The sequence below is a fragment of the Micromonospora sp. NBS 11-29 genome (assembly GCF_002140155.1).
Lineage (GTDB): Bacteria > Actinomycetota > Actinomycetes > Mycobacteriales > Micromonosporaceae > Micromonospora.
Genome location: NZ_NAPR01000017.1, coordinates 238,117 through 262,311, shown reverse-complemented (window position 1 = coordinate 262,311; position 24,195 = coordinate 238,117). Strand labels below are relative to the sequence as shown.

The 24,195-nt window shown below is 74.7% G+C and carries 17 protein-coding genes and 5 pseudogenes; 12 read left to right on the top strand and 10 right to left on the bottom strand.

Annotation, left to right across the window (positions count from 1 at the left end; all coding sequences use genetic code 11):
- Positions 1-6 precede the first annotated feature (6 nt).
- The 3 genes from B1205_RS21865 to B1205_RS21855 all read right to left on the bottom strand — a co-directional run bounded on the left by B1205_RS21865 (position 7) and on the right by B1205_RS21855 (position 4,121).
- A complete protein-coding gene (locus B1205_RS21865) occupies positions 7-1,299 on the bottom strand; it encodes a DUF2314 domain-containing protein (RefSeq protein WP_089157386.1) in 1,293 nt (430 codons plus the stop codon).
- A gap of 61 nt (positions 1,300-1,360) precedes the next feature.
- Positions 1,361-2,134, bottom strand: coding sequence for an adenosylcobinamide-GDP ribazoletransferase (gene cobS / locus B1205_RS21860; RefSeq protein WP_089157300.1), 774 nt, complete (start codon positions 2,132-2,134; stop codon positions 1,361-1,363).
- Entirely contained in the window at positions 2,124-4,121 is a 1,998-nt protein-coding gene (locus B1205_RS21855; protein WP_089157299.1) for a bifunctional adenosylcobinamide kinase/adenosylcobinamide-phosphate guanylyltransferase, read from the bottom strand. The genes cobS and B1205_RS21855 overlap by 11 nt, the downstream gene beginning before the upstream one ends.
- Positions 4,122-4,352: 231 nt before the next feature.
- Here B1205_RS21855 and B1205_RS21850 point away from each other — a divergent pair, with 231 nt between their 5' ends.
- Together B1205_RS21850 and B1205_RS21845 are read left to right on the top strand one after the other, a co-directional pair.
- Positions 4,353-4,553 carry a hypothetical protein gene (locus B1205_RS21850; protein ID WP_089157298.1) on the top strand — a complete coding sequence of 67 codons (201 nt, stop codon included), beginning with the start codon at positions 4,353-4,355 and terminating at the stop codon, positions 4,551-4,553.
- Positions 4,550-5,347: a site-2 protease family protein gene (locus B1205_RS21845; protein WP_089157297.1), complete on the top strand. Its 798-nt coding sequence runs from the start codon at positions 4,550-4,552 to the stop codon at positions 5,345-5,347. Before B1205_RS21850 ends, B1205_RS21845 begins: the two co-directional genes overlap by 4 nt.
- 49 nt (positions 5,348-5,396) lie before the next feature.
- Here B1205_RS21845 and B1205_RS21840 read toward each other — a convergent pair whose 3' ends face one another.
- The gene (locus B1205_RS21840) at positions 5,397-6,395 is read right to left on the bottom strand and encodes an aldo/keto reductase family protein (RefSeq protein WP_089157296.1); all 999 of its coding nucleotides are present in this window, start codon (positions 6,393-6,395) and stop codon (positions 5,397-5,399) included.
- A 33-nt stretch (positions 6,396-6,428) separates the two neighbouring features.
- Positions 6,429-8,369: pseudogene (locus B1205_RS33510) on the bottom strand (WG repeat-containing protein).
- A gap of 3,752 nt (positions 8,370-12,121) precedes the next feature.
- Between B1205_RS33510 and B1205_RS21825 the strand changes: the two are divergent.
- Genes B1205_RS21825 through B1205_RS21815 form a run of 3 tightly spaced genes read left to right on the top strand, consistent with a single transcriptional unit; the run spans position 12,122 to position 14,755 of the window.
- Entirely contained in the window at positions 12,122-12,973 is an 852-nt protein-coding gene (locus B1205_RS21825) for an ABC-2 family transporter protein (protein ID WP_089157294.1), read from the top strand.
- Positions 12,966-13,778, top strand: coding sequence for an ABC transporter permease (locus B1205_RS21820; RefSeq protein WP_089157293.1), 813 nt, complete (start codon positions 12,966-12,968; stop codon positions 13,776-13,778). The genes B1205_RS21825 and B1205_RS21820 overlap by 8 nt, the downstream gene beginning before the upstream one ends.
- Entirely contained in the window at positions 13,775-14,755 is a 981-nt protein-coding gene (locus B1205_RS21815) for an ABC transporter ATP-binding protein (protein WP_089157292.1), read from the top strand. Before B1205_RS21820 ends, B1205_RS21815 begins: the two co-directional genes overlap by 4 nt.
- A 20-nt stretch (positions 14,756-14,775) precedes the next feature.
- Here B1205_RS21815 and B1205_RS21810 read toward each other — a convergent pair whose 3' ends face one another.
- From B1205_RS21810 to nadA, 3 genes and pseudogenes are all read right to left on the bottom strand, one after another.
- On the bottom strand, positions 14,776-15,423 hold the full coding sequence (locus B1205_RS21810; protein ID WP_176308721.1) for a DUF3043 domain-containing protein: 648 nt from the start codon (positions 15,421-15,423) through the stop codon (positions 14,776-14,778).
- Positions 15,424-15,454: 31 nt separating this feature from the next.
- Complete coding sequence (murA, locus tag B1205_RS21805; protein ID WP_089157291.1) at positions 15,455-16,810, bottom strand: UDP-N-acetylglucosamine 1-carboxyvinyltransferase; 1,356 nt, start codon at positions 16,808-16,810, stop codon at positions 15,455-15,457.
- Positions 16,811-17,022: 212 nt separating this feature from the next.
- Positions 17,023-18,088 (bottom strand): annotated as a pseudogene (nadA, locus tag B1205_RS21800) (quinolinate synthase NadA).
- Between the two features lie 43 nt (positions 18,089-18,131).
- On the opposite strand from nadA, the pseudogene B1205_RS21795 reads away from it, so the two are divergent.
- The 5 genes and pseudogenes from B1205_RS21795 (at position 18,132) to B1205_RS32080 (ending at position 21,412) form a co-directional block, all read left to right on the top strand.
- Positions 18,132-19,237 (top strand): annotated as a pseudogene (locus B1205_RS21795) (glycerate kinase family protein).
- Between the two features lie 136 nt (positions 19,238-19,373).
- Complete coding sequence (gene erpA / locus B1205_RS21790; RefSeq protein ID WP_089157290.1) at positions 19,374-19,745, top strand: iron-sulfur cluster insertion protein ErpA; 372 nt, start codon at positions 19,374-19,376, stop codon at positions 19,743-19,745.
- Positions 19,746-19,899: 154 nt separating this feature from the next.
- Complete coding sequence (locus B1205_RS21785; RefSeq protein ID WP_089157289.1) at positions 19,900-20,874, top strand: carbohydrate kinase family protein; 975 nt, start codon at positions 19,900-19,902, stop codon at positions 20,872-20,874.
- Entirely contained in the window at positions 20,871-21,221 is a 351-nt protein-coding gene (locus tag B1205_RS32085) for an AAA family ATPase (RefSeq protein ID WP_254910114.1), read from the top strand. Before B1205_RS21785 ends, B1205_RS32085 begins: the two co-directional genes overlap by 4 nt.
- A complete protein-coding gene (locus B1205_RS32080) occupies positions 21,218-21,412 on the top strand; it encodes a hypothetical protein (protein ID WP_254910113.1) in 195 nt (64 codons plus the stop codon). Before B1205_RS32085 ends, B1205_RS32080 begins: the two co-directional genes overlap by 4 nt.
- 69 nt (positions 21,413-21,481) lie before the next feature.
- Here the strand turns inward: B1205_RS32080 and B1205_RS21775 are convergent, their stop codons facing one another.
- Complete coding sequence (locus tag B1205_RS21775; RefSeq protein ID WP_089157288.1) at positions 21,482-21,706, bottom strand: sulfurtransferase TusA family protein; 225 nt, start codon at positions 21,704-21,706, stop codon at positions 21,482-21,484.
- Entirely contained in the window at positions 21,703-22,854 is a 1,152-nt protein-coding gene (locus B1205_RS21770; protein ID WP_089157287.1) for a cysteine desulfurase family protein, read from the bottom strand. The genes B1205_RS21775 and B1205_RS21770 overlap by 4 nt, the downstream gene beginning before the upstream one ends.
- Before the next feature lie 171 nt (positions 22,855-23,025).
- On the opposite strand from B1205_RS21770, the pseudogene ctaC reads away from it, so the two are divergent.
- Together ctaC and ctaF are read left to right on the top strand one after the other, a co-directional pair.
- Positions 23,026-23,927, top strand: a pseudogene (gene ctaC / locus B1205_RS21765) (aa3-type cytochrome oxidase subunit II).
- A gap of 10 nt (positions 23,928-23,937) precedes the next feature.
- A pseudogene (ctaF, locus tag B1205_RS21760) lies at positions 23,938-24,195 on the top strand (aa3-type cytochrome oxidase subunit IV); the annotation flags it as partial.

Sequence of the window (24,195 nt, the reverse complement as noted above, 5' to 3'; positions counted from 1 at the left end):
CGGGCGTCAGTCCTCCCGCTGGCGCTCGCCCGCGTCCAGCACCGCCTGGGTCCAGCCGCCCTCGATGATGCCGGCGCCGTCCAGCACGGCCCAGTCGACCACCTCGGACGCCTCGACCACCACCGGCGAGCCGATCCGGACGCTCGGGTCGCTGTCGGAGTCGCTGGCGCTCGCGCCGACGATCCGTTCCGGGGCGTCCCACGAGGTCACCCCGGCCCAGACGTACTCGGGGCCGTCGTCGCCGGGCAGGCCGTACTTGACCACGAGCTGGCTCTCCGTCGGCAGCCGGCCGGCCAGGAAACGGGCCCGGATGTCACCGAGCGCGGCCCGGGCGGTCTCCACCGCCCGGCTCATCGCGTCACCCGTGCGGGTGTACCGGACGTCGGGCTGGATGCCGTTGAACAGCGTCGCGCAGGCGGCGGCGAAGTAGCGGCCCGGCGGCCCGGGATGCCCGGGCGGCGGGTTGAGGCTCAGGAACGAGTCGGCGTCCGGGTCGGTGGCCGGGTCCAGCTCAAGGCGCAGCAGCACCGGGGCCGTCGCGCCGTGCTGCTCCGGGTTGCCGTACGCGACCGCGATGTCGTGCCCGGTCACCGTGGCCAGGACCGGGAGCTGCACGAACGCCGGCACCTCCTCGCCGGCCAGCCCTTCGGTCCAGTCCCGCAGCAGCCGTCGCGCCGCCCCGGTCATCACCGCGCCCCAGGCCCGGGTGAGGTGGTCCGGCACGCCCTGGGCCTGCAACTCCAGCAGCCCGAAGCGGCGCAGCCCCTTGGTGGTGAACCAGAGCCCGTCGGCGTGCGAGGAGTAGGGCACCAGCACCCAGTCGACCAGCCGGATCCGGCCATGCTCGTCGGGGAGCGAGCGCAGCGCGGTCGCCGGGTCGAGGAACTGGAGCCCGAAGACGTCCACCACGTCCCCGCCGGCCGTCTCGGCGACCGCCGCGGCGACGGCTCGGGCCGCCCACTCGTGCGCGGGCGGCCAGCCCGGCCGGTACTCGGCCTGGACCACCACCAGGTGGGTGGCGGCGGCCAGCCGGGCGAGCTGCTCGTCGGTGGCGCCGAACGCGGTGAGCAGGTCCGGCGGCAGCGCCGGGAACTCGTCGACCGTGCGGGTGTCGACGCTCATCAACGGGCTGTCCAGCATCTGCTTCGCCAGCCCGTACACCGGCGCGGAGAGCCGGCCGGCCAGCCCCTCCACCGCGGTCTTCGGGCTCACCCGGGGCAGCCCCGTCATCGGCACCAGGTAGGTCGCGTCGAGCGACTCGGGTACCGGCACGGGAAGGAAGTCGTCCGTGATGAGCATGCTGCCCTCTCCCTCGACCCGGTGCGCCACCCCGAACGCTACCTGCCCGACCGGGCGACGATCAGCCGGTCAGCACCAGTCCCAGGTAGGACAGCGTGGTGACGGTCTCCACCAGGGCACCGAGCACGTCGCCGGTGACGCCGCCGAAGCGGCGTACCGCGTGTCGCAGCAGCCCGGCCGCGACGGCGAGCGCGCCGAGCACGGCGAGCGGTCCCTGCCACGGGCGGCCCGGCACCGCGGGCGTGGCCAGCAGCGCCACGGCGAGCGCGCCGACGGTCAGCGCGCCCCACCCCACCGTGCCGGCGACCAGCGCGCCCAGCCCTTCCGGCCGGGCCGCCGGCACCCCGCGCCGGCAGGCCAGCGCGGCGGCCAGTCGCCCGGCCGCGGTGGCCGCGACCACCCCGGCCAGCGCCGCCGGCGCGTCCCGTCCGCTCAGCTCCGCGAGCACCGAGGTCTGGAGCAGGAGTACGACCACCAGCGCGACCACCCCGAACGGGCCGACGTCCGGCTGCTTCATGATCTCCAACGCTGCCGGCCCACGACGGTACGAGCCGAGCGCGTCCACGGTGTCGGCCAGCCCGTCCAGGTGCAGGCCCCGGGTGAGCAACGCCCCCAGCCCGACCGTGACCCCGGCGGCGACCAGCGGTGGGGCGAGCGCCCCGAGCAGCAGCAGCGCCGCCCCGAGCACCGCGCCGAGCAGCGCGCCGACCGCCGGGGCCAGCGCCATCGCGGTGCCGGCCGTGGCCCGGTCCACCCGGCCGGCGCGCACCGGCGCGGTGGTGAACGTGGTCAGCGCCAGCCGGAGGCCGTCGGCGAGCCGGACCTCAGTCGGCACGTCGGCCGGGGAAGACCGGCTCGTCGGATCCGATCGTGGTCGGCCCCGGCCCGGCCGGCTCCGGCTCGGCGAACTCCGGCGCGGCGTACCCCGGGTCGTCCGTCGGGGCGGCCGGCCCCGGACCGGCCGGCTCGGGCTCGGCGAAGCTCTCGTCCTCGGTGTCGCCGCCGAGCGACGGGTGCACCGGCAGGGTGGCGGCGAGCGCCAGCGCCGAGCGCAGCAGCGGCAGCGCGGCCAGCGCGGTCGCCCCCTCGCCCAGGTCCAGGCGCAGGTCCAGCAGCGGAGTCAGGCCGAGCACGTCGGCGGCGAGCCGCACCCCGGGACGGCCGCCGTGGTCGGGCAGCAGGCACCAGTGCCGGGCCTGCCCGGCCAGGTCGCGGCTGACCATGCCGGCGGCGGTGCCGACCGGCCCGTCCAGCAGCACCGGGACCCGCCGGGCGGTGGCGCCGAGCAGCACGCCGGTGGCCATCGCGATGTCGCCGCCACCCAGCTCGGCCAGGACGTCGACGGCCTCCCGGGGGGACTGCCGGGTGCGGTGCAGGGCGTCCCGCACGGCCGCGCAACGGATCATCCAGGCGTTGTCGTCGATCTCGCCCTGCTCGGTGACCACCCGACCGAGCACCGCCGGCGGTTCCGCGCCGGCGGTGGCCGCCAGCACCGCCGCGGCGGCCGCCTCGGCGCCGGCCCCGCAGGCCGCCAGCACCAGCAGTTGTACGCCCGCGTCGGCGGCCTGCTCGGCGAGCCGCCAGCCGTAGCGCAGCGCCGCCTCGACCTGGTCCACCGGCAGCGCCGGACCGGCCTCGAACGGCGCCGAGGTGGGCGCCTCGACGACCTGGAGGCTGGCGCGGTTCTCGGCGGCCAGCCGGGCCAGCGCGCCCCGGCCGGCGCGGGCCTGCCGGGCCCGGCGGGCCGACTCGCCGGGCGCCGCGCCCGCCGACGCGCCGCCCGTGTGGTCGCCGTGCAGCAGCAGCACCCGGACGGTCTCCCACGGGCGGGGGGTCGAGGTGCCCTGGGTGGCGGCGGCGAAGCCGACCACCTGCTCCAGCACGCCCAGACCGGCGCCGGGCAGGTCGAGCGTGGCCAGCCGGTCGACCGCCTGCGGACCCGTGTAGTCGTCCGGCATCGGCAGTTCCATGCCCGGCTGGATGACCAGCCCGGTGGCGATCATCGGCAGCGCCATGGTGGGGGCCGCCCAGTCGCCCGCGCCGGCCGTTCCGCCCGCCGCCTGGGCGGCCGCCGGCGCCTCGGTCGGGGTGGACACCTCGGGCAGCGCCACCTCGTCGACCCCGGGGCCGCCGGTCCGCCAGGTCGGGCCGGCGGGGCTGGCCTCGTGCGTTCCGGCGGGGCTGGTCGCCTGTGCCCCGGCGTCGGTGGTCGGGTGGGCTGCGGTCGTGGCCGCCGGCGGAGAGGTCGGCGTGGCCTGGCCCGGGAGCGGCGTGACGGCCGGCTTGAGCCAGGCGGTCTGCCCGGCCACCACGAGCGCGACCGCGTCGCAGGCGTCGGCGACCGCCCGGTTGGTCGCGCCCAGCGCGTCGGTGAACGCCCGGCCCAGCGGCGTGGTGGGCACCAGCGACAGCCCCACCTCCGGGCTGACCAGCACCAGCCGTGCGGTGCTGGCCCGCACCGCCGCGGCCAGCTCGGCGATGGTGGCGGTGTCGTCGGCCGGCTGGTGGACCGGGTCGAGCAGCACGGTCACCCAGCCGCCCAGGTCGTCCACGAGCAGCGTGTCGTTCGGGCCGGCGGTGGCGATCACCTCGGCCAGCCGGCCCGGATCCGCGGCGGTCTCCTCGGTGGTCCAGCTCCCCGGCCGGCGGGCCCGGTGCGCGGCGAGGCGGATCGCCCACTCGGTGTCCTCCGGGTCCCCGGCCGGGGCGGTGGCCACGTAGCGGACCATGGGCGCGTCGGCGACCAGCGACTCGGCGAACTCGGACTTGCCGGAGCGGATACCGCCGAGCACCAGGAGGGTGTGCCACCCGTCAACGGACATGCCCGTACCTTAGTTCTCCCACCCCGCCCCCGCCCATGTCCCCCCGCCCCACCCCCCTTCTCCCATGCCGCGTCGATCATGCAGTTGTGGCCCCCGGGGCGCCGGAAATGCGCGGTCTGCCGGGGCCGCAACTGCAAGATCGCCGGGAGGGGGCGGGGAACGGGGCGGGGCGACTAGGCTTGCGGGGGTTTTCCGGCCCTGTGGGGCTACGGCGGCGAGGGGAGACGCGGCATGGCGTGGAGCTGGCGATACGAGGGCACGAACGGCGACGCGGTCGAGGGGCCGGCTGAGTCGTTCCCAAACCAGGCGGACGCCGAGTCGTGGATCGGCCAGACCTGGCGGGAGCTCGCGACGTCCGGCGTCACCACCGTCGTGCTGGTCGAGGACGACCGGGTGGAATACCGGATGAGCCTGGAGCAGCCGACCGGATGACCGGCCACGACCGCCCGGGTGATCCGCTGGTCCTCGGCGTGCCCCGGGCGGCGTTCCGGCCCAGTCCGATCTTCCTCGCCCTGGTCGCGCTCTTCGTCGCGGGCGGGGCGATGACCTGGAACCGCTTCGGCAACGTGCGGTTCGACGTGTTCCTCTTCGTGGTCTCCGGCTGGCTGGTCTCGCTCTGCCTGCACGAGTACGCGCACGCCGTGACCGCGTACCGGGCCGGTGACCGGGACATCGCCCACCGGGGCTACCTGACGCTCAACCCGCTGAAGTACACCAGCCCGCTGCTGTCGATCGTGCTGCCCGTGGTGGTGGTGCTGCTCGGCGGCATCGGCCTGCCCGGCGGCGCGGTCTGGGTGGACCGGCACGCCATTCCCGGCCGGCTGCGGCACACCCTGGTCAGCCTGGCCGGGCCGGCCACCAACGTGCTGTTCACGCTGCTGCTGGTGGCGGCCGTGACCTGGGGGCCGGCGCTGGGCGGCCCGCTGGAGTTCTGGGCCGGCCTCGGCCTGCTCGCGTTCCTCCAGCTCATGGCCAGCGTGCTCAACCTGCTGCCGGTGCCGGGCCTGGACGGCGGCAACATGATCCAGCCCTGGCTCAGCCCCGCCTACCGGCGGATGTACGACCTCTTCGCCCCGTACGGATTCATTCTGCTCTTCGCGTTGCTCTGGAGCCCGCGCATCGGCGGCGCGTTCTTCGGCGGGGTCTTCGCGGTCGGCGACGCGATCGGCCTCCCGCCGGACCTCTACCGCCTGGGTCTCTACCTGATCCGCTTCTGGCAGGGCTGACCGGTCCGTTCCCGGGCCGGCGGCGTGCCGGCCCGGGAAACGGTGGGCGTCACGGACGCTGCGCCGGGCTCTCGGTCTTCGCCGGGTCCCGCTCGGTCACCGGCTCGACGATCTCGTCGATCGCCTTGAGCAGGCCGGCGTCGAGCTTCACGCCCGCCGCCTTCACGTTGTCGTGCACCTGCTCGGGCCGCGACGCGCCGACGATCGCCGAGGCCACGTTCGGGTTCTGCAACACCCAGGCGACGGCGAGCTGCGGCATGGTCAGCCCGGCCTGCTCGGCGAGCGGCTTGAGCCGCTGCACCCGGGTGAGCACCTCGTCGTTGAGGAACCGGGCGATGAAGTTCGCGCCGGACTTCTCGTCGGTGGCGCGGGAGCCGGCCGGCGGCGGCTGACCGGGCAGGTATTTCCCGGAAAGCACGCCCTGCGCGATCGGCGACCAGACGATCTGGCTGACGCCCAGTTCCTCGCTGGCCGGGATCACCTCGGTCTCGATGACCCGCCACAGCATCGAATACTGCGGCTGGTTGGAGATCAGCGGGATGCGCAGCTCGCGGGCGAGTGCGTGCGCCTCGCGCAACTGCGACGCGGTCCACTCGGAGACGCCGATGTAGTGCGCCTTGCCGGCGTGCACGACGTCGGCGAACGCCTCCATGGTCTCCTCCAGCGGGGTGCTGAAGTCATAACGGTGGGCCTGGTACAGGTCGACGTGGTCGGTCTGCAGGCGACGCAGCGAGCCGTCGATCGACTCCATGATGTGCTTGCGGGACAGGCCGCGGTCGTTGCGGCCCGGGCCGGTCGGCCAGTAGACCTTGGTGAAGATCTCCAGCCCCTCGCGGCGCTCGCCCTTGAGCGCCCGGCCGAGCACCGACTCGGCCCGGGTGCCGGCGTACACGTCGGCGGTGTCGAAGGTGGTGATGCCGCTGTCGAGGGCGGCGCGCACGCAGGCGACGGCGGCCTCCTCCTCGACCTGCGAGCCGTGGGTGATCCAGTTGCCGTACGAGATCTCGCTGACCATCAGGCCGGAACGGCCCAGGTGACGGAATTCCATCCCCCGACCCTAACCGCGTGCCCGCCCCGGCGCTCAGAGCACCGGGCTCGCGTCGGCCAGCAGCCGGTCGATCTCGGCGACCACCTCGGCGCGGCCCGGGTGCACCGGGTCGATCAGCGGCTCACCGCGCCGGTCCAGCGCGCCCCAGCGGCCCGACTCGACGGTGACCAGGAACGCGACCGGATGGATCACCAACATCGGGTACGCGGGCGTCACCAACACCCGCCCGGCACGGTCCACCACGCCCCGGCGGCCGGCCAGCTCGACCACCGCCAGCCCGTCCGAGGTGAAACCGTCCAGCCGTCGACCATCGGCCAGCGGCGTGACGAGCGCGTGGTAGCGGGTCGGCACCACGACCTCCCCGGCCCGGTCCACCGCCCCCCAACCGCCGTTCTGCCGGACCGCGGCCAGGCCGTTGCGGAACGGCCGGACGTCCTCGTACCCGGGTGGGACCTGCACGATGTTCATCCGGTCGACGGCCATCCACCGGCCCTTGCCGTCCATGGACACCCAGGACAGCCCCTCCGCGAAGCCGCCCACCGCCCGGTAGCCGTTGTTCGCCTCGATCAGCGCCGCGCCGGTGCTGTCGATCAACGCCCAGCGGGACGCCTCCGGTCGGCGTACCCAGGCCAGACCCTCGCGGAACGGCTGCACCTCGGCGTACCGGTGCGCGATGATCAGCTCGCCGTCGGCGTCCGCGTACCCCCAGAGCCCCTGCTCCTCGTCGAACGTCGCCACCGGGTACCGCGGGTTGCCGAGCACCTCCTCCCGGCCGCGCGGCCGCGGGCCGAAGCCGTCGCTGCCCGCCCGCGTGGCGACCGCGTCCAAGGCGACCTCGGTCCGGGCGTTGAGCTGCGCGTCCTCGCCCCTGCGCAGGTCCAGCGCCCGCTCGAAGTGCAGGCACGCCTCGGTCAACCGGCCCTGGTCGTAGCAGGAGCGCCCGGCGTGCTCGTGCAGCAACGCGCGCAGCCGGTCGGGCAGCTCCGGCGAGTTGGCCTCGGCGAAGAGCCGGNGCGGCGACCGCGTCGTCCAGGTCACCGACCACCCGGGAGGCCACCGCACGCAGGCGGAGCAGCCGGGCCCGGCTGCGGTTGTCCAGCGCGGTGTCGAGCTTGCCGGTGAGGCCGTCCCGGATCCGCCGCAGCTCCACCGGGTCGGGCGCCTCCTCGCGCAGCGTCACCGGGTGCAGCCGCCAGCCGACGGCGGCCAGGGCCTGCTCCGGGTCCACCGGCCGCGCCGGCTCCGCGGGGGCCTCGGCCTCCGACCCCGGGTCGGGGGTACGCGCCGCCGCCGACCCGTCGACGCCGGCGTCACCGGTCGGCTCCGTTCTCGCCGGGGCGTCGGCCTGCTCCGGTTCCGCTGGCTCCTCGTCGGTCCCGTCCCGTTCCCCGGTGTCCTTCCCGACCTCGCTGTCGTCGGCCTCGACCTCGGTGTCGTCGGCCCCGGCCTCGGTGTCGTCGGCCCCGGCCTCGGTGTCGTCGGCCCTGATTTCAGCGTCGTCGGCCCCGACCTCGGTGTCGTCGGCCCCGACCTCGGTGTCGTCGGCACGAGCGGTGTCGGTGGATGCGTGCTCCGCTGCCCGGTCGGTCCGGTCGGACGTGGGTGCGTGCAGCGGTCCCGCTGCCGGGGGGTCGGGCGTGGGTGCGTGATCCGGTCCCGGTTCCGCGTGGTCGGGCGCCGCCGTCGACTCCACGGCGTCCGGCGACGCGGCCACCTCGGGCGTCCGCCCGTCGCGGGTCGTGAGGTGGTGTGTCTCCGCGTCGGGGTGGTGCGTCCTCGTTCCGGTACCGGGGTAGGCGGTGTTCTCGGGGGCGGGCGCGACGGTGTGGTGTGCCTTCGTGTCGGTGTCGGAGTCAGTTGCGGCGTCGGGTGGCGCGATGACGGCGGGTGGCGTCGGACCGGCGTCCGACCCCGGCCCGACGGGGCGGGAGGGACCGACGGTGCCGGCGTCGGGGGTGGGAGCGGCTGCCGCAGTGGACGTCGTCCGGGCCGCCGCTGGTGGCCGCGCGTCGACCGGCTGAGGCGTGCTCGTGGGGGCCTGCCGCGGGTGGGTCGGCTGGGGCGTGCTCGTGGTGGCCTGCCACGCGCCGGCCAGTGCCGAGGGCCGGACCTCGGCCGGCGATGATGCCGATGCTTGTGCCTCCGCCTCGGCTGCTTGTGCCTCCGCCTCGGCCGGGGCTTGTACCGCTACGAGAGGCCTGGCGGACGGTGCCGGTGTGGACGGCGGCTTCGGAGCCTCGTCCCGCGCAGGTGCGGGTGCCTCGGCCGGTGCCTGGGGCGCGGTTGCGGCCTCGTCTCGTGTCGGGGTCGCGGTTTCGGTCGGTGTCTCGACCTGCGTCCACGCCGGTGCCGTGTCGTCGACCGGTGCGGATGCCTGTGTCAGGGCGTCGACGGGGATCGGCGTGGGTGCCGGTGCCTCGGTCGAGGTCGGTGTCCGGGCCTCGGCCGGCGGGCGCGTGCCGGGGACCGCCGCAGCGCCGGCCGGCACCATCCCGGCGCCGGCAAGCGACGGGCCGACACCGGTGTCGGGAGCGGCCCGGTCCGCGTCGCCCGCCGGGCGACCGGTCGCCCAGGTGTCCTCGCCGGCCTCGGCCCGCACCACCGCTACGCGGTCGCCGGCGCCGGACGTCCGGCCGCCCGACGGGTGGTTGGCCCCGGAGGGACCGGCCGGGTGTTCGGGCTCGGACGGGCCGGAGGGACCGGCCGGGGGTTCCGCGGCCGAGGATCGGCCGGCGGGGCTCTCGTCGACCGGATCGCCGGCAGCGGACGGATCGACGGGCGGGGCGGGGTCGCGCGGGGCGACCTCGACCGCATCCGTCGAATCGGTCGGGTCGTCGGGTCGGGCACCGGCCTCGACCGGTCGGGCCGCACCGGCTCGGCCGACGTCGGCCGAGGACTCCGACACCGTCTTCGTGGGACGGTCGACCGCCGCGTCCGCCCCGGCGGCCGGCTCGTCGGTGTCCCGCTGCACGGCCACCGCCGGTCGGCTCGGCCGGAACCACGCTTCCGCGCCGGAGTCCGCGATCTGAGGCGTCCGACCTGTCTCATCCGCCGGTCGACCGGTTTCGACCCGCTCTGCCCGTTGGTCGCCCGGCCGATCGTCCGTGGCCCGCGTCGACTGCCCGTCGGCCGGCGCGTCGGTCGCGGTCCGCTCCGGTCGTCGAACGGTACGCGGACCCTGGTGATCCTCGGGACGGACCTGCGGCGGCGGTGGCCCGTTGACGTCGTCGCTTCGGCCCCTTCGGTCTGCGCCGTCCGGAAGCATCGCTGCGGGCGCGGGCGCCCCGGGGACCGGCGCACCCGAGACGGGCGTTGCGGGTGCGGGCAGATCAGGGACGTGCGTCGGCGGGACGTGCGTCGGCGGGACGTGCGTCGGCGGGACGGGTGCCGGCGTCGACGGGCCGGCCGCGCTGGGACGGGATGACGACGGCGCGGGCGCGCCGGTGAGCGGTGTCGAGCGGGTGGGCGTGCCGGAGTCCGGTGTCGACGCTGCGGGCACGCCGGACACGGGGGTCGAGGAAGCGGGTGTACCGGCCACGGGCAACGAGGGAGCGGGCGTACCGGACACGGGGGCGTCGCGGACGGGTGCCGGTGGCATCGGGTCGCCGGACAGCCGCCGGTCGGGCTCGGCGCTCGGACGGCGGCTGTCGTCGTACCGGCCCGGCGCCGGTGTCGTCGCCCGGTACGGCTCGTCCGGCCGTCGCACCGGTGGTACCGGCCGGGCCGGGGCGTCGTCGGCCCGGGGCGGGGTCGGCCGTTCCCCGGGGCTGCTCGGTGCGACCGGCGCCTGATCCGGCCGCGCCGGGGCGGAACGAGGCCGGCCGTCGTCGGGACGGGTACGGGCTGCCGGCTCGACCGGTGCCGCGCCTCGGGCGTCGGCGGCGCGGGTGGGCCCGTGTTCGTCCGGCCGGGCCCTCCACTGATCCCGCGGGACGCCGNCCGCCGGCCCGCCGGCTCCGGTCGCGCCCGCCCCGGCTCGGGGCGGGCCACAGTGCCGGGCTGCTCGGGGCGGGCCACAGTGCCGGGCGGTCGGGTGTCGCGTGGGTCCGTGGGGCGGGCGTAGCGGGATTCGGCCTGCTCGGCGGCGGCCGGCCGGATGTCCCGTGGCTCGGGGCGGCCGGGACCATCCTGGCCGGGGCGACGGCCGTCCGGGCGCACGCCGTCGGCCGGTGGCACCGGATACCCGGGCGGCACCGGCCGCTCCACGGGCGGGCGGTGTCGATCGTCCGGCCGGTACGCGGCGGGCTCGACGCGCGGCCGGGGCTCGATGACCGGCCACTCGCCCTGCTGGGGGCGCACCCGCTCGACCGGCGGGCGCGCGCCGTCCCACCGCTGGTCAGCGGCGGGACGCGCGGCACCGTACCGGTCGGGTTCGGTCCGGTGTGGGCGATGCCCGTCCTCGGGGGCCCGGTGCGGGGCCTCGGTGTACGCGGCGACGTCCCGGCGTCCCGCGCCGTCGTCCCATCGGCCGCCGGTCGGCTCGCGCCGGTCCGTGGTGGGACGGACCGGGTCACGCCGACCGTCACGGGCGGCGGCGTCGTGCTCCGGCGGGGGCACGGCCCAGCCGGCGGGCCGACCGGGACCGGTGTCGCGCCGGCCGTCATGCACGGTGTCGTGCGGGCCGGCGTGCGCGGCGTCGCGCCGCGGGTCGTAGGACGGGGGTCGGCGCTCGTCCGGGAAGCCGCGGTGCCCGTCGAGCGAGCGCTCGTGACGCCCGTCGGAGGTACGGTCCCGCCGTGGGTCGGCTGCCGGACCCCACCGCCCGTCCGGGGCGGCGCCGCGACCGTCCAGCGGTCGGCGCCGTTCGGACCAGCCCGGCTCGGCACGCGGGGCCTCGTTCGGCTCCGGCATCCATCCGGGCTCGGACGCGGGCGGAGCCGGGCGGTGTGGGGACGCGCCGGGCCGGGTCCAGCGCTGGTCGAGACGCTCGGGCGACGGCTCGGAGCCGGGCCGCTGCTCGGGCCAGGGGCGCCGACCGTCCGGGCCGGGCCCGGACGGATACCCGCGCCGGTCGTCCCGCGTCCGGTCCGGACCGTCGGGGCTCACCGGGAACGACGCGCGCCGGCCGTCCGGACCGGGGGAACTGCCCGGACCGGACCCGCGCCGCTCGGGCGGGCCGACCGGGTACCGCGCTCCCGACGCATCCGGACCGGCGGGACTGACCGGGTACGCCCCGCCGGCCGGCGCGGCGCTGACCGGGTACGTGCCGTGCGGGCTCGCCGGGCTGACCGGGTACCTGCCGCCGCCGGGCGCGGGGCTGACCGGGTACGCCCCGGCGGGGCTGACCGGGTGCGATCCGGCGGGGCTGACCGGGTGCGATCCGGCGGGGCTGACCGGGTGCGATCCGACGTGGTGCGGCCCGGCCGGGCTGATCGGGTGCATGTCGTCGGGAGCGGGGCTCACCGGCCGTACCTCGGCACGCCCGACCACGGTCCGTCGCGGCGGTGGTGTCAGGTGTTCGAGGCCGATGTCACCGGGGTAGCGCTGCCCGGGGAACTGCGGCTCCCACTCGTGGGTCGGCTCGGCGGCCCAGGCCGGTTCCGCCGGCTCGCGCCAGCTGCCCCAGCCGCTNCCCCCCCCGCCGGTCGCGCGGCGCGGCCCGGGAACCGGCTCGCGTCGCTCGTTCACGGCGGTGTCACCTCGTTGGAAATTGTCGCGCTGGGCGTCGAACGCGCCGGTAGAGTCGCCCGGTCCGGCACGTCTGGCTGCGGAAGGAGGGTAGCGGCGTGGGCTCGGTCACCGCCACTGTGGCACCACCCACGGACGCACACGTTACCCCATGGTTTCGGACATTCGGCGCGATAGTGGCTGCCGGCTTTCGTCGTCACGCCACCTACCGCCAGGCCGCCGTGGCGGGCGTCGTCACCAACACCGTCTTCGGCTTCCTGCGCTGCTACATCTTCCTCGCCGCCACCGGTGCGGCCGGCACCGTGGCCGGCTACGACCGGGCCCAGCTCGCCACGTTCGTCTGGGCCGGGCAGGGGCTGCTGGCGGTCATCGCCATCTGGGGCTGGACCGAGCTGGCCGACCGGATCCGCACCGGCGAGGTGGCCGCCGACCTGCTGCGGCCGGTGCACCCGGTGACCAGCTACCTCGCCGCCGACGTCGGCCGGGCCGGGTTCGCCGCGCTGGCCCGGCTGGTGCCCCCGCTGGTGATCGGCCCGTTCTTCTTCGCCGTCTACCTGCCCCGGCAGTGGGCCACGGTGCCGCTGTTCGTGCTCTCCGTGCTGCTCGCCGTGGTGATCTGCTTCGGCTGCCGGTACCTGGTCAACGCCACCGCGTACTGGTTGCAGGACGTCCGGGGCCCGATGATCCTCTGGACGCTGGGGTCGGGCGTGCTGGCCGGTCTCTACTTCCCGCTCGGCTTCCTCCCCGGCTGGCTGGAGTCGACCCTGCGGTACGGCACGCCGTTCCCCAGCATCCTCCAGGTCCCGCTGGACGTGCTGGTCGAGCGGGAGCCGATGTCGACCGGTCTGGGCCTGGTCGGGATCCAGTGCGGCTGGGCGGTGCTGCTGCTGGCGCTCTGCCGGCTGGTGCAGCGCCGCGCCGAACGTCGCCTGGTGGTGCAGGGTGGCTGAGGGCGGCAGCGCGCTGCGGGCGTACCGGTCGCTGCTCGGCGCGCAGGCGCGTGCGCAGGCGTCCTACCGCACGTCGTTCGTGGTCGACCTGGTCGGCAACGTGGGCGCGACCGTGTTCGACGTGGTCACCGTCCTGGTGATCTTCGGGGTCACCCGCGAGCTGGGCGGGTTCACGCTGCGCGAGACGCTCGTCGTGGTCGGGCTGTCGTCGTCCGGGTTCGCCACCGCCGACCTGCTGGTCGGCAACATCGAACGGCTGCCCCGGTACGTCCGCACCGGCCTCTTCGACGCCGTGCTGGTGCGCCCGCTCGCCGCGCTGCCCCAGTTGCTGCTGATGGACGTGCCGCTGCGCAAACTGTCCCGGGCGGTGTTCGGGCTGGCCGTGCTGCTGTACGCGCTCGCCTCGGCCGGGATCGACTGGACGCCGGGCCGGGTCGCGTTGGCCGTGGTCGTCCCGCCGGCCGCGGTGGTCTTCTTCGCCTCGGTCTTCGTCACCACCGCCACGGTGTCGTTCTACTGGGTCGACTCGGGCGAGTTGGCCAACTCGGTGACCTACGGCGGGCGCGACTTCACCTCGTACCCGATCACCGTCTACGGCGGCTGGTTCCGCGCGTTGTTCGCGTACGGGATGGGGTTCGCGTTCGTCAGTTACCACCCGGCGCTGGCGCTGCTGGGCCGCGCCGATCCGCTGGGCCTGCCACCCTGGGTGGGCTGGGTCTCGCCGGGTGTCGCGCTGGTCGCGGCGTCGGTCGCCGCCCTGGCCTGGCGGGTCGGGATCCGTCACTACCGGAGTACGGGGTCATGAGCGTCATCGAGATGGACGGGTTGCGCAAGGAATTCACGGTCCGGGTGCGGGCCGGGCGGCTGCGGCGGGAGAAACGGACGGTGACCGCGGTCGACGGGGTCGACCTGCGGGTGGAGCGCGGCGAGATGCTGGGCTACATCGGCCCGAACGGGGCCGGGAAGTCGACCACGCTGAAGATGCTCACCGGTGTGCTGATGCCCTCGGCCGGGGTGGCACGGGTGTGCGGGTTGCGCCCGGTCGCCGACCGGACCCGGCTGGCGTTGCGCATCGGCGTGGTGTTCGGGCAGCGCTCCCAGCTCTGGTGGGATCTGCCGCTGCGGGACTCGTTCGGCCTGCTGCGGCACGTCTACCGGGTGCCGGCCGGCGCGCACGCCGCCCGGCTGGCCCGCTGCCGGGATCTGCTCGACCTGGACGGGTTCCTGGACACCCCGGTCCGGCAGCTCTCCCTCGGGCAGCGGATGCGCGGCGAGCTGACCGCCGCGCTGCTGCACGGCCCGGAGGTGCTGTTCCTCGACGAGCCGACGATCGGGCTGGACGTGGTCAGCAAGCAGGCGGTCCGCGGTTTCCTGGCCGAGTTGGGCCGGGCCGGCGACATCACACTGGTGCTCACCACGCACGACCTGGCCGACATCGAGCGGCTCTGCCGGCGGCTGGTGGTGATCGACCACGGGCGGGTGGTGCACGACGGTTCGATCGCCGAGTTGCACCGCCGGTACGGCTCACGCCGGATGGTGGTCGCCGAGCTGGACGCCGCGCTCCCCGAACCGCCGGTGCTGCCCGGCGCGCCGGTGCAGCGGGTGGAGGCGGACGGACGCCGGCTGGTGTTCGCGCTGGAGTCGGCGAGCGTGGCCGAGGTGGTGGCCGCCCTGGCCGGCGTGGCCACACTCCGCGACATCTCCATCGTCGAGCCGGACATCGAGGCGGTCGTCGCCCGCCTCTATGAAAGGAAGGGCCCCCTGTTAACGCCTGGCGTATAGGAAGGGGCCCCGCTTAACACTTAGATCTTCTCGCCGATGGCCACCCGGGGGGCGGGGGCGCGCATCTTGCGGAACGTGATCGACCGCATGATCGCGTAGAAGTAGAGCGAACCGAGGCGTTCGGTGCTCTTCGGGAACCGCTCCCGGACCAGCTTCTTGATCTTCCGGGTGATCAGCACCGAGTCGACCAGCACGCCGAGGGCCAGCGCGCCCCAGAGCACGTTGGAGAGCAGTCGCACGATCTGCGGCATGGCCTGGTTGGAGCCGACCAGCACGATCAGCGCACCGCCGAAGAACCAGGTGCCGACCGTACGCCGGGAGTCGACCACGTTGCGGGCCAGCAGCCGCTCCGGGCCCCGGTCACGCGGGCCGCCCTCGCGGCGGAACTCGGCCGCGGACTCGGCTCGCGCCACGCGGCGCTGCTCCCGGGCCTCCTCCTTGGTCAGGGGACGGGCCGGCGCGGCCGGGCGGCGACCGGCCGCCGGGCGCTTCGGGGTGGTCTGCCCGAGCTCCTTCTTGCTGGGCGTGTAACCCCGGGGGCGGGCGGCGGCGGACTCCTCGTCGGTCGTCACCGGGGTGACGGACTCCTCGACGAGGTCGGCGGGCTTGCGGCGAAACAGCGACGGCACGTCGGCAAGGGTAGCCAAACGCGCGAGCCCGGCGCACATCGCGGTGCGCCGGGCTCGGAGAGCGGTGCGATCAGGGACGCTCGACGTGCGCGCCGAGGTCGGCCAGCTTGGCCTCGAAGTCCTCGTAGCCCCGGTTGATCAGGTCGACCCCGTACACCCGGGAGGTGCCCTCGGCGGCGAGCGCCGCGATGAGGTGGCTGAACCCGGCCCGCAGGTCCGGGATGACCAGGTCGGCCGCGTGCAGCTTGCTCGGGCCGGCGATCACCGCCGAGTGCTTGAAGTTGCGCCGGCCGAAGCGGCACGGCGTGCCGCCGAGGCAGTCCCGGTAGACCTGGATGTTGGCGCCCATCGTGTTCAGCGCCTCGGTGTAGCCGAGCCGCTGCTCGTAGACCGTCTCGTGGACGATCGACAGGCCCCGGGCCTGGGTGAGCGCGACCACCAGCGGCTGCTGCCAGTCGGTCATGAAGCCGGGGTGCACGTCGGTCTCCAGCGCCACCGCGTTCAGCTCACCGCCCGGGTGCCAGAACCGGATGCCGCCCTCCTGGCCCGGGTCGCCGAGCTTCGGCGGCCGGGCGTCGGTGACCTCGTACTCGCCGCCGACCGAGCGGAAGATGTTCAGGAAGGTCATCATGTCGGCCTGCTGGGCGCCCAGCACCTCGACGTGACCACGGGTGGCCAGCGCCGCCGCCGCCCAGCTCGCCGCCTCGATCCGGTCCGGGATCGGCCGGTGGGTGTAGCCGTGCAGCTTCTTCACACCCTGGATCTCGATCACCCGGTCGGTGTGCACCTTGATGATCGCGCCCATCTTCTGCAGGATGCAGATCAGGTCGATGATCTCCGGCTCGACCGCCGCGTTGCGCAGTTCCGTGACGCCCTCGGCCATCACCGCGGTGAGCAGCACCTGCTCGGTGGCGCCGACGCTCGGGTACGGCAGGGCGAACTTGGTGCCGTGCAGCCCGTTCGGCGCGGACAGGTGCAGCCCCTCCGGGGTCTTGTCGACCGTCGCGCCGAACTCGCGCAGCGCCTGGAGGTGGAAGTCGATCGGGCGCGGGCCGATGTGGCAGCCACCCAGGTCGGGGATGAAGGCGTGGCCGAGCCGGTGCAGCAGCGGGCCGCAGAACAGGATCGGGATCCGGCTCGACCCGGCGTGCACGTTGATCTGGTCGGTGCTGGCGCTCTCGACGTTCGAGGGGTCGAAGACCAGCTCACCGTCCTCGGTGCCGTCGGTCACCTTCACCCCGTGCAGGCCGAGCAGCCCGCGGACCACCTCGACGTCGCGGATCCGCGGCACGTCGAACAGCCGGCTGGGTGTGTCGCCGAGCAGAGCGGCCACCATCGCCTTGGACACCAGGTTCTTCGCGCCGCGGACGCGGATCCGCCCTTCCAGCGGAGTGCCTCCGTGTACGACCAGGACGTCGTCGGTCAACGCAACCTCCAGCGCGTTGGGTGCTGCCGTGTAAGAAGTTGGGGCCACGGTGTCCATGGCTACCCGGATCGCGGTCATCGGAAAACGGACCGCGTGTCGTCGCCCCGGCAGCATAGCCCTCCGTGACGAGAATGGAATCGGTCACATCGCCAACGAGGGAACGAACCGGGGTTTCCGGTGCGTTTCCGTGCCAGCAAGGTCACCGACGGTGATCAGGACCCCGGCAGGGCCAGCATCTTGTCCAGCGCCGCCCGGGCGTGCCGGGCGGTCTCCGGGTCGACCGTGATCTGGTTGACCACGCGGCCGGCGACCAGCTCCTCCAGCGCCCAGACCAGGTGCGGCAGGTCGATCCGGTTNGGGCCAGCGCGAGCCGGCGGACCAGGTTCAGCTCGGTGCCCACCGCCCACGCCGAACCGGCCGGCGCCGCCTCGATTGTCTTGATGATGAACTCGGTCGAGCCCACCAGGTCGGCGGCGGTGACCACCTCGTGCCGGCACTCCGGGTGCACCAGCACGTTGACGCCGGGCACCCGGGCCCGCACGTCGTCCACGCTCTCCAGCGTGAAGCGGCCGTGCACCGAGCAGTGCCCGCGCCACAGGATCATCTTCGCGTCGCGCAGCCGCTCCGGGGTGAGGCCGCCGTTCGGCTTGTGCGGGTCCCAGAGCACGCAGTCGTCCAGCGAGAAGCCCATCTCCAGCACCGCCGTGTTACGGCCCAGGTGCTGGTCGGGCAGGAACAGCACCTTGCGGCCCTGCTCGAACGCCCAGTCCAGGGCGCGCTTCGCGTTCGACGAGGTGCAGACCACGCCGCCCTGCCGACCGACGAAACCCTTGATGTCGGCGGAGGAGTTCATGTACGTCACCGGGACGGTCTCCGCCGCGACACCCAGGTCGGTCAGCGCGTCCCAGGCGGCCTCGACCTGCGACAGCACCGCCATGTCGGCCATCGAGCAGCCGGCCGCCAGGTCGGGCAGGATCACCCGCTGCGCGTCCGAGGTGAGGATGTCGGCGCTCTCGGCCATGAAGTGCACGCCGCAGAAGACGATGAACTCCGCGTCGGGGCGGGCCGCCGCCTCCCGGGCCAGCTTGAACGAGTCGCCGGTCACGTCGGCGAACTGGATCACCTCGTCGCGCTGGTAGTGGTGGCCCAGCACGAACACCTTCGTGCCGAGCGCGGCCTTCGCCGCCGCCGNCCACGCTCGGTGGCGGGGTCGCTGCCGCGGCCGAGGAGCAGCAGCGCAGTGGCGGTGTTGGAGGGCTCAACCCAGGTCGACGTCACGCCCCCATGGTCCCACAGCCCGGCCGCCGCGCGGCCGCCGCTGATGTGGCCTGCCACACTGCTCGGCATGCGCGTGCTCCTCTGCCCGGACAAGTTCGCCGGAACGCTGTCGGCCCCGGAGGTCGCCGCCGCGGTGGCCGAGGGCTGGCGCGACGTCGCGCCCGGCGACGAACTGCTGCTCCGACCGCTGGCCGACGGCGGGCCGGGGTTCGTCGCCGTGCTCGCCGAGGCCCTCGGCGGGCGTCGGCTGCCGGTGCCCACGGTCGACCCGCTCGGCCGTCCCGCCGCGGGTGAGATCCTCCTCACCGACGACGGCGTGGCGTACCTGGAGAGCGCCCAGGCGTGCGGCCTGCACCTGCTCGCCGACGCCGAGCGCGACCCGAAGGCCACCACCTCGTACGGGCTGGGCCTGCTGGTGGCCGCCGCGGTCGAGGCGGGTGCGCGGACCGTGGTGATCGGGCTGGGCGGCTCGGCCACCAACGACGGTGGCGCCGGGATGCTCGTGCCGCTCGGCGTCACCGCCCTCGACGAAGCCGGCCGGGCGCTGCCGTACGGCGGGGCGGCGCTCGGCGCGGTGGCCGGGCTCGACGGTGAGCCCCGGCTGCGCGGCGTGACGCTGGTCGCCGCCACCGACGTGGACAACCCGCTGCTCGGCCTGCACGGCGCGAGCAGCGTCTTCGGCCCGCAGAAGGGCGCCGACCGGGCGGACGTGCTGCTGCTCGACGCCGCGCTGGAACGCTGGGCGGCCGTCCTGGAGCAGCGGCTGCCGGGCTGCCCGGCCGGGCTCGGCGCGCTGCCCGGCGGCGGCGCGGCCGGCGGCCTCGGCGCGGCCGTGCTCGCCCTGGGTGGCCGGTGCTCCTCGGGCATCGGACTGGTCACCCGGGCGGTCGGCCTGGACNGTCGCTGCGCGGAAAGGTGGTCGCCGGCGTCGCCGGGGCCGCCCGGGACCGCGGTGTGCCGTGCGTGGTGCTGGCGGGACGGGTGAGCACCGGGCGTCGGGAGGCCGCCGCGGCCGGCGTGACCGAGGCGTACAGCCTGGTCGAGCACTTCGGCGGCGAGGAGCGCGGGGGAGTGGCGGCGGCCATGGGGCGACCCGCCGAGGGACTGCGGGCGCTCGGCGCCCGGCTGGCCGGCCAGTGGAGCCGCTGACCCGTTCCGCTGGTCACGTCGCCCGGTGACGGTGCCGGCCGCGGCGTACGATCGGAGGCGGACCACCGGGAATACTGGCGGACGTGTGGCGTTGGCCAGTACGTCCGGACCTCATACCGCGCAGGGAGACTTCCACGTGACCACGCCAGCGCAGACCGAGTCGACCGAGGCCACGCAGGCCCCCAGCACCGTCGTCCTCACCGACGTCGCGGCGCAGAAGGTCAAGGCCCTGATCGAGCAGGAGGGCCGCGACGACCTGCGGCTCCGGGTCGCGGTGCAGCCGGGTGGCTGCTCCGGCCTGCGATACCAGCTCTTCTTCGACGAGCGGTCGCTCGACGGTGACGTCGTCACCGACTTCGGCGGTGTCGAGGTCGTCGTCGACCGGATGAGCGCCCCCTACCTGACCGGCGCCACCATCGACTTCGCCGACCGGATCGACGCCCAGGGCTTCACCATCGACAACCCGAACGCCGGCAACTCCTGCGCCTGCGGCGACTCCTTCAGCTGANGACCTCCCTTGCGGGGTGGTCCCGCCGTTTTGTCGTACCCGGTCGGTGAGGTCCGGATGCGCGAGGGGCGACCAGATGGTCACCGACCGACGCCCGGGCGGTCCGGACGCCCGGTAGGCTGACCGCGCCGTGCTCCCGACCGCGAGGGTAGACATGAAGATCGCCGTGACCGGCTCGATCGCGACCGACCACCTGATGAGCTTCCCGGGCCGCTTCGCGGACCAACTCATCGCCGACCAGCTCGACAAGGTCTCGCTGTCCTTCCTCGTCGACGAGCTGGTGCTCCGGCGCGGCGGCACCGCGGCGAACATCGCCTTCGGCATGGCCCAGCTCGGGCTGCGGCCGGTGCTGCTCGGCGCGGTCGGCGCCGACTTCGCCGACTACCGCTCCTGGCTGGAGCGCCACGGCGTCGACTGCGACTCGGTGCACGTCAGCGAGGTGGCCCACACCGCCCGCTTCGTCTGCACCACCGACACCGACCTGTGCCAGATCGCGTCCTTCTACGCCGGCGCGATGAGCGAGGCCCGCAACATCGAGCTGGCCCCGGTGGCGAAGCGCCTCGGCGGCCTCGACCTGGTGCTGGTCAGCGCCAACGACCCGGCCGCGATGGTCCGGCACTCCGCCGAGTGCCGCGACCGGGGGTACGCCTTCGTCGCCGACCCGTCGCAGCAGCTCGCCCGGATGGACGGCGCGGACGTGCTCGGCCTGATCGACGGCGCCGAATACCTCATGACCAACGAGTACGAGAAGTCGCTGCTGCTGAGCAAGGCCGGGCTGACCGACGAGCAACTGCTGGACCGGGTGAAGGTGCGCGTCACCACGCTGGGCAAGCAGGGCGTCGAGATCGTCGGTCGGGAGATCGGCGCCATCCGGGTGCCGGTCGCGCGGGAGGCGCAGGCCGTCGACCCGACCGGTGTCGGCGACGGCTTCCGGGCCGGCTTCTTCGCCGCGCTCGACTGGGGCGTCGAGCTGGAGCGCGCCGCCCAGGTCGGCTGCCTGCTGGCCACCCTGGTGCTGGAGAACTACGGCGGCCAGGAGTACGAGGTCCGCCGCGACCTGTTCGTGAAGCGGCTCGCCGAGTCGTACGGCGACGCGGCCGCCGAGGACGTCCGGCCGCACCTGCTGTGACCGGCGGCCCTGCCGCGTACGGCGTCGGGGCCTCGTCCGGCGGCGGCGGGCCGCTGCTGGTCGCCTTCGCCGGGCTACCCGGTGTGGGCAAGACCACCCTGGCCGTCCGGGTCGGCGCGGCGCTGCGCGCCCCGGTCCTGCCGGTCGACCCGGTCGAGCGGGCGCTGGGCCGCTACGGCCTCGCCGGCGACGTGCCCGCAATGGCCGCGTACGGCGCGGTCGCCGGCCTGGCCGAGGTGCAGCTCGGCCTGGGGTTGAGCGTGGTCGTCGACGCGGTGAACCCGGTCGCCAGCGCCCGTGGCCTCTGGCACGACCTGGCGAACGGGCCGGCGTTTCGCTGCGGTTGATCGAGGTGCACTGCGGCGACGAGGCCGAGCACCGGCGTCGGGTCGAGGCCCGGCCGCCCGACGACCAGGCGACCTGGGCACAGACGCTGCGCCGCCGCGCCGAGTACGAACCGCTGATCGGGCCGCGCCTGGTGGTCGACACCGCCGTGGCCACCGACCCGCTCCCCGGCATCCTCGCCTACCTGCGCTGAGCCGCCGCCGTCCGTCGGCGGTGAGAAGGGGCCCCTTCTATACCGGAGGCGTTAACAAGGGGCCCCTCCTTACACGCGGACGTCGTAGGCGGGGCCGGCGGCCGGGTGAGCGGCGAGGAACTCGTGGCGGCGCATCCGGCACCAGGCCGGGATGTCCACGGCCGCCGCCGGGTCGTCGGCGAGCACCCGCACCACCGTGCCGGCCGGCAGCGCGGGCACCCGGCGGGCCAGGTTGATCACCGGCAGCGGGCAACGCTGACCCCGGCAGTCGAGGATCTCGTCCGGCTCGCTCACAGCCCGGTCACCCCCGCCTGCGCGCGGAGGTCCGCGACGATCCCGGGCAGCTCGGCCAGGAACCGCTCCACGTCCGCCTCGGTGATGTCCCGGTGCAGCGACACCCGCACGTTGCCGTGCGACAACACCCCCATCGCGGCCAGCACATGCGACGGGCGCACCGTCGAGGACGTGCAGGACGAACCGGACGAGACCGCGAACCCCCGCCGGTCCAGCGCGTGCAGCAGCGCCTCCCCGTCGACGTACAGGCAGGAGAACGTCACCAGGTGCGGCAGCCGGTCCACCGGGTCGCCGACCACCTCCACGTCCGGTACCTCCGCCGCCACCCGGGCCCGGATCCGGTCCACCAGCGGCGTCAGCCGGGCCGCCTCCGTCGCCGCGTCGGCCGCCGCCGCGCGCAGGCTCGCCGCCGCCGCCACCACCGCCGGCAGGTTCACCACCCCGGGGGTACGCCCCGACTCCCGCTCGTCGGCCGGGTAGGGCGACTCCCACCGGGTGCCCTTGCGCACCACCAGCAGGCCGACGCCGGGTGGGCCGCCCCACTTGTGCGCGCTGGCGGTCAGCACCGACCAGCCCGCCGGCAGTGGCGCCCGGCCGACGAGCTGCGCCGCGTCCACGTACAGCGGCACCCCCGCCTCGGCGCACAACTCCGCCGCGGCCGGCACCGGCTGCACGGTGCCCACCTCGTGACTGGCCCCGATCAACGCGGCCAGGGCCACACCGGGCGCGGCCACCGCCGCCGCCCAGGCGTCCAGGTCCAGCCGGCCGAGCCGGTCCACGGGTACGGACACCGCGTCGCCACCGGCGGCCATGTGCCGCTGCGCGGCGTGCAGCACCGCCGAGTGCTCGATCGCCGAGTGCGCTAGCGTCGTACCGGCCCGCCGCCGCCCGACCAGGCCACCGAGTACGGCGGCATGCGCCGCGGTCGTACCGCTGGGGGTGAAGGACAGCTCGTCGGCGCGGACGCCGAGCGTCTGCGCGGCGGCCTCCCGGGCGGCGTCGAGGAGCTGGCGGGCCCGGCGGGCCGGCGCGTAGAGCCGGGCCGGGTCCGCCCAGCCGTCCTCCAGCGCGGCCAGCATCGCCTGCCGCGCGACCGGATGGAGCGGAGCGGCGGTCGCCGCGTCCAGGTAGACCGGGGATGCGCTCATGATGTCCCACGCTATCGCCCGGGTACGCCCAAGATCTCCCCGATGGGGGCGGACAGTGACCCCAACACGGTCCGGCCTGCCATGGTCGAGTAATCTGCGACCGTCGGTGACGCCTTTGCCGTCGGTGTCAGGGAAAGCAATCGCCGCGGCGCGCTAGGGAGGCAGGACCAGGTGGTCGCAAGGAGTTCGGAGGTACGGCCGTCGGCCGTACGGCACAGCGCCTCCCCGGGGGCCGGTGGGCGCCGGCGTGGTGCTGGTCGACTCGCCGGGCTCGGTCTCGGCGCGGCGACGCTGCTGGTCACGCTCACCGGCTGTGATGTCGGCAAGACGTTCGGCGGCTTCGGCTGGCCGCAGGGCGGCATCACCCCCGAGTNTTCTTCGTCTGGGGCCTGATCTTCTGGTGCGTGATCCGCTACCGCAAGCGCGGCAACGAGCTGCCGGTGCAGACCCGCTACAACCTGCCGATGGAGTTCCTCTACACCATCGCGCCGATCCTCATCGTCTCCGTGCTCTTCTACTACACGGCGGTCGTGCAGACCGACGTGGTCAAGGAGACGAAGAACCCGGACGTCACCGTCGAGGTCGTCGCCTTCAAGTGGAACTGGCAGTTCAACTACCGCGACGGCCAGGGCCGGGACGCCAACACCGTCGCCTCGGTGCTGGGCACCAGCGAGGTCATCCCGGTGCTGGTGTTGCCGAGCGGCCGGTCGATCCGGTTCGAGGAGCAGAGCCGCGACGTCATCCACTCGTTCTGGGTGCCGGAGCTGCTGTTCAAGCGCGACGTCATGCCGGGCAGCATCCGCAACACGTTCGAGGTCTCCAGCATCGACCAGGAGGGCGCGTTCGTCGGCCGCTGCGCCGAGCTGTGCGGCAGCTACCACGCCTTCATGAACTTCGAGCTGCGGGTCGTCTCCCCGGAGAAGTACGAGCAGTTCCTGGCCGCGAAGAAGGCCGGCAACTCGACCCAGGACGCGCTCAAGGCGATCGGCGAGGACGAGTACGCCAGCACGACGAAGCCCTTCGACACGCGGCGCAACACCGCCAACTTCAACCCGTCCGACGCGGGAAGCTGAGGGGTCCGGCATGAAGACCGAGTGGAAGATCTTCCTGACCATCGCCGCGTTCCTCTTCGGCGCCACCATCCTCTACGGCGCGTGGACGTACGCCGACAGCGACGGCCGGGTCGAGTGGGTCGGCACCGTGGCGCTGCTGCTGTCGTTCCTGCTCTGCTCGATGTGCGGCGGCTTCTTCTGGTTCGTGTCCCGCCGCATCGACCTGCGCCCGGAGGACCGGGCGGACGGCGAGATCGCCGACGGCGCCGGTGAGATCGGCTTCTTCAGC

Bases quoted from the DNA above. Each gene is read 5' to 3' on its own strand.
- B1205_RS21865 (WP_089157386.1), bottom strand. From the start codon at position 1,299: ATGCTCATCACGGACGACTTCCTTCCCGTGCCGGTACCCGAGTCGCTC.
- B1205_RS21855 (WP_089157299.1), bottom strand. From the start codon at position 4,121: ATGTCCGTTGACGGGTGGCACACCCTCCTGGTGCTCGGCGGTATCCGC.
- B1205_RS21850 (WP_089157298.1), top strand. From the start codon at position 4,353: ATGGCGTGGAGCTGGCGATACGAGGGCACGAACGGCGACGCGGTCGAG.
- B1205_RS21845 (WP_089157297.1), top strand. From the start codon at position 4,550: ATGACCGGCCACGACCGCCCGGGTGATCCGCTGGTCCTCGGCGTGCCC.
- B1205_RS21840 (WP_089157296.1), bottom strand. From the start codon at position 6,395: ATGGAATTCCGTCACCTGGGCCGTTCCGGCCTGATGGTCAGCGAGATC.
- B1205_RS21815 (WP_089157292.1), top strand. From the start codon at position 13,775: ATGAGCGTCATCGAGATGGACGGGTTGCGCAAGGAATTCACGGTCCGG.
- B1205_RS21810 (WP_176308721.1), bottom strand. From the start codon at position 15,423: ATGTGCGCCGGGCTCGCGCGTTTGGCTACCCTTGCCGACGTGCCGTCG.
- B1205_RS21785 (WP_089157289.1), top strand. From the start codon at position 19,900: ATGAAGATCGCCGTGACCGGCTCGATCGCGACCGACCACCTGATGAGC.
- B1205_RS21770 (WP_089157287.1), bottom strand. From the start codon at position 22,854: ATGAGCGCATCCCCGGTCTACCTGGACGCGGCGACCGCCGCTCCGCTC.